Annotated in this window: 4 protein-coding genes and 1 pseudogene; all 5 read right to left on the reverse strand. The window is 77.1% G+C overall.

Going from position 1 to position 3,111, the window contains the following annotated elements; genetic code table 11:
* Positions 1-296: 296 nt before the first annotated feature.
* A pseudogene (locus tag MTQ10_RS29325) lies at positions 297-674 on the reverse strand (Rv3654c family TadE-like protein); the annotation flags it as partial.
* Positions 671-1,036 carry a TadE family type IV pilus minor pilin gene (locus MTQ10_RS29330; RefSeq protein ID WP_247473428.1) on the reverse strand — a complete coding sequence of 122 codons (366 nt, stop codon included), beginning with the start codon at positions 1,034-1,036 and terminating at the stop codon, positions 671-673. The gene MTQ10_RS29330 and the pseudogene MTQ10_RS29325, both read right to left, overlap by 4 nt.
* The gene (locus MTQ10_RS29335; RefSeq protein ID WP_247473430.1) at positions 1,023-1,232 is read right to left on the reverse strand and encodes a DUF4244 domain-containing protein; all 210 of its coding nucleotides are present in this window, start codon (positions 1,230-1,232) and stop codon (positions 1,023-1,025) included. The genes MTQ10_RS29330 and MTQ10_RS29335 overlap by 14 nt, the downstream gene beginning before the upstream one ends.
* A gap of 165 nt (positions 1,233-1,397) precedes the next feature.
* Positions 1,398-2,189, reverse strand: a complete 792-nt coding sequence (locus tag MTQ10_RS29340) for a type II secretion system F family protein (protein WP_247473432.1) — start codon at positions 2,187-2,189, stop codon at positions 1,398-1,400.
* A complete protein-coding gene (locus tag MTQ10_RS29345) occupies positions 2,186-3,067 on the reverse strand; it encodes a type II secretion system F family protein (RefSeq protein WP_247473434.1) in 882 nt (293 codons plus the stop codon). Before MTQ10_RS29345 ends, MTQ10_RS29340 begins: the two co-directional genes overlap by 4 nt.
* Positions 3,068-3,111 lie beyond the last annotated feature (44 nt).

The raw sequence follows: 3,111 nt of genomic DNA on the forward strand, positions 1-3,111 counted from the left end.
GGGCGTAGGGGCGGAGGCCCGCAGGGGGCGGCAGGGCCCGGGACCGACGAGACCCGTAGGGGCGGCAGAGGGCCGGCCGGGCGCCCAAGGCCGGGAAGACCCACAGGCACGGCAGCACGGGCAGAGCCTCCGGGGCGGGAAGGGCCCGCAGGTGCGGCAGGACGGGCAGGGTCGGTCGGAGGCCACGCAGGACCCGAAGGGGCGGGAAGCCCCGCAAGGCCGACCGGAGCCGCAGGACCCGAAGGGGCGGAAAGCCCCGCAAGGCCGACCGGAGCCGCAGGACCCGAAGGGCCCGCAGGCGCCGCAGGCGCCGCAGGCCCCGCCCGCGATCTGACCTCCACCGTGAACGGGCCCCGCCCCGACGCCGCGGTGACGTCCGAGGTCTCCCCGGTGATCGTGCACCGCACCAGCCGTACCCCCTGCGCCCGGGCCACCTCCGCGGCCCGGGCGCATGCCGCCTCACCGCCGTCCGCCCAGTGGTCCGCCGCGGCGAGCGCGGCGAGGTCCGCGCCGCCGGCCGCGCGATGCCGGGCCACCACGATCTGCCCGAGTGCCGACAGCACCCCGAACACCACGCACAGCACGGCGATCCCGCCCACGCTCCAGACGGTGGCCGACCCGCTGTCCGAGCGCCACGCGGCCGACACCCCCGTACCGCACCGCCCGCGTCTCATGACGGGGCCCCCAGGCTCTCCTCCGCCAACGCCACCGCCTCTTCCCGCAGTTCGACGGGGAGTCCGTGGAGCAGCGGCGGCCGGGCGACGACCGTCACCCGTACCTGCTCGCCCTCCCGTGTGACGGTGATCCGCGCCCCGCTCGGGGCGGCTTCGCGCGCCACTCGCAGCACCGCTTCGGGCGGATCCTGGCGAGCCGCCGCGCGGGCCCCGGAGCGGGCGGCGTCCACGCAGCGGATCTGGGCGGCCACCACGACCAGCCCCCACACGAGAGCCATCGTGAACAGCACCAGCACGGGCAGCACGACCGCCGACTCGGCCGTGACGAACCCTGCGTCGCGGCATCGGTCAGACCTGCGCACTGAGCGCTCGATTCACCACGGACTGAAGCGCCTCCCCGACCGGCCCGCTGGTCACCACCTTGTAGAGCACGGCGGCGAAGCCCACCGCCGCCAACAGGCCCATCGCGTACTCGGAGGTGGCCATACCCGCGTCCCTCCGCGCACCGCGCATCCTGCACACCAGGGCGCGCAGCCGCGCCCGTACCGCTTTCCTCATCTCGACCCCCGTGGGTTCCGGTTCCGTCTGTCTTCCGGGGCGACGGGCCGTTCATCGCCGACGGGCCGCCGCCGTGATCGCAGCGGCACTGTCGCTGCGGCACTCGTCGTTCCGGTCTGGTCGGCGCCGCCGCTCGTGCGCGGCGCGTCTCATGCGGTCGTCACGTCATCCACCACCTGCTCCCATCACCTCGCCCGCCAGACCGATCACCACGGGCAGGACGCCGACCGCGATGAAGGCGGGCAGGAAGCACAGCCCCACCGGCGCGGTGATCGTGACGCCGGCCCGTCTGGCGCGTTCTGTCGCGCCGCGGGTCCACCCGGCGCGGGCGTCGGTGGCGAGCCGGGCCACCGGCGCGGCAGCGGGCATTCCCGTCTCCCCCGCCCGTTCCAGCAGCCGCGCCAGCGGTGAGGCGCCCGGCAGAGCGGCCAACCGCCGCCAGGCCTCGGCCGGTTCACCACCGAGCCGCACTTCGGCCGCGCCATGCGCCAGCGCATCTCCCACCGGTCCGCCGAGGGCCTCGCCCACCGCCCGGGCGGCGACCACCGGTCCGGCACCGGCGGCGATGCAGGCGGCCAGCAGGTCAGCGGCGAGCGGCAGTTGGCGTGCGGCATGCTGCGCGGCGGCCTTCTCGGCCGGTCTGTCGGCCGCTGCCTGGCGGCGACGCCACCACCCCAGGGCACCGGCACCAACAGCCCCCAGCGCGACGCCCGCGATGCCGCCGACGAGCACCCACCCGGCGCCCACGACACCCACCGCCGGCAACAGGCGCCCGACACGTCCCGGCAGCCGCGGCCCCGTCCGTCCGCCATTGGCCTTGGCCGGGCCGAGCAGTTCGGCCGCTCGCCGCCGCGCTCGTCGCCGTAGCCGCGCCTGCTCCAGCCGTACCGCCAGGAAGCCGAGAGCCGACACGATCCCGACGGCCACCCACAGCCTGTGGACGAACTCCGCACTCATGCCATGCCCTCCGCTCGCCGTACGATCCGCAGCGCCCACCACAGCCCGGCGCCCTCCAGCAGGCCACCGACCAGCAGACAGCCGAGCCCCGCCGGGGTGTGCAGCAGCACGTGCAGCGGGTCGGCTCCGAGCGCGGTGCCGAGGAGCAGCCCGAGCGCCGGGAGCGCGGCGAGCATCACGGCCGTCGCCCGTGGTCCCGCCAACTGGGCTCTCAGATCGGCCCGTTGATCCCGCTCCGCGCGCAGGGCCGCCTCCAGCCGGTCCAGCCCGGCCGCCAGTCCGGCCCCCTGGTCCACGGCCACCCGCCAGCAGGCCGCGAGCCCCAGCAGTCCCTCGGCGCCCGGCTGCCTCGCCGCCTGCGCCAGCGCGGCAGGAACGTCGCCGCCGAACCGTGCCGCCGCCACCACGGCCGCCTGCGCCTCACCGAGACCGCCCGACTCGCGTGCCGCCCACAGCAGTGCCCCGCCGGGCTGCCGCCCGGACCGCACCTCGCCGGCCAGGGCCGCGCAGAGCGCGATCACCGCGTCGGCGCGGCGCTCCCGGGCTCGCCGCGCCTCGGCGGCCTGCCGCACCCGCTTCAGCAGCGGCACCCCCGCCGCCCCCGCGAGCACCGGCAGCAGCGAGGCACCCAGCACGGCGACGACCAGGCCCGCGACGACGCACCACCACTCCGGGCGCCAGCGTCGGCGAAGCCTCCGCAGTTCCTCGGCGATGTCGGGCCAGGCAGGCGGCCCGGGGACCACGACACCGCCCCCGGCGAGCGCCAACCGCGCCCGCCGCGCCCCGAACCCGCCACCGGCCAGCAGCAGTGCCGCCACACCGAAACAGGCGACGGCCGCGTTCCACGACGCCCCGGCCGTACCGCCCGCACCCCACATGCCGACACCGCCCGCCCCGGTGCCCCACGGCACCGCACCGACAC

The sequence above is a fragment of the Streptomyces sp. XM83C genome (genome assembly GCF_023072675.1).
Classification (GTDB): domain Bacteria; phylum Actinomycetota; class Actinomycetes; order Streptomycetales; family Streptomycetaceae; genus Streptomyces; species Streptomyces thermocoprophilus.